Annotated in this window: 1 protein-coding gene; it reads left to right on the top strand. The window is 68.1% G+C overall.

What is annotated here, in order from left to right; translation table 11 throughout:
• Positions 1-83 precede the first annotated feature (83 nt).
• Positions 84-845 (top strand): IS5 family transposase, encoded by a 762-nt coding sequence (locus B0919_RS24465; RefSeq protein ID WP_078014938.1) that lies wholly within the window; start codon positions 84-86, stop codon positions 843-845.
• Positions 846-862: the final 17 nt, after the last annotated feature.

Genomic DNA, 862 nt, shown 5'->3' with positions numbered 1-862 from the left:
GAGCCTGTTTGGGAATTGGCTAGGGAGTAAACAAAAACGAGCCAGTAAGTTGCGTCGGGAGTTCCTAGGCTCCGGTTCGCATTATGGTTGAGTGCTATCAACCCCTTACTGACTCGCAGTGGCAAGGTATCACGCCGTGGCTGCCGCTGCAACGCAAACGGCGGCTGAGTTTGCGCGCGGTGGTGGACGCGTTGCGCTACGTGTGCCGCTCGGGCTGCCAGTGGCGCTGCCTGCCGGCGGCGTTTCCGCCCTGGCCGGCGGTATATTACTACTTCCGCCGCTGGCAACACGACGGCACACTGCAGCGGCTGAACCGGGCGCTGAACGAGGCGGACCGGCACGCGCAGGGGCAGGCGGCCACGCCGACCGTGCTCTGCCTGGACAGCCAGAGCGTCAAACTGGCCCCGCGCATCGCCGAGCACCGCGGCACCGACGGCGGCAAGTGCGTCAACGGGCGCAAGCGCCAGCTGCTGGTGGACCGGCAAGGCCGCGTGTGGGCGTGCCGCGCCCACGCGGCCAACCTGCATGACAGCCGCGGCGCAGCCCCGCTCTTGCTGCAGCGCCGCCAGTGGGGGCCGCGCCTGACCACCGTGGTGACGGACCGCGCCTACCGCGGCCGCTTCACCGAAGGGCTGCTCGCCCGCGGCCTGCGCCACGAGGTCAGCAGCCGCCCGCCCTCGGCCCGCGGCTTCGTGCCGGTTGGGCCGCGCTGGGTGGTGGAACGCACCTTCGCCTGGCTCAACTTCTTTCGGCGCGTGGTGATGGACTACGAGTACACCCCGGAAAGCCACGCCGCCTGGATTCTCTGGGCAAACGTCACGCTCTGCCTCAATAGACTGCCTTGAATTCCCAAACACGCTCT

Origin of the sequence: Hymenobacter sp. CRA2 (assembly GCF_002007105.1) — a bacterium.
Taxonomy (GTDB): domain Bacteria; phylum Bacteroidota; class Bacteroidia; order Cytophagales; family Hymenobacteraceae; genus Solirubrum.
The sequence above is the reverse complement of the archived record's forward strand: the minus strand, read 5'-3'. Positions and strand labels throughout refer to the sequence as shown.

Bases quoted from the DNA above. Each gene is read 5' to 3' on its own strand.
- B0919_RS24465 (WP_078014938.1), top strand. From the start codon at position 84: ATGGTTGAGTGCTATCAACCCCTTACTGACTCGCAGTGGCAAGGTATC.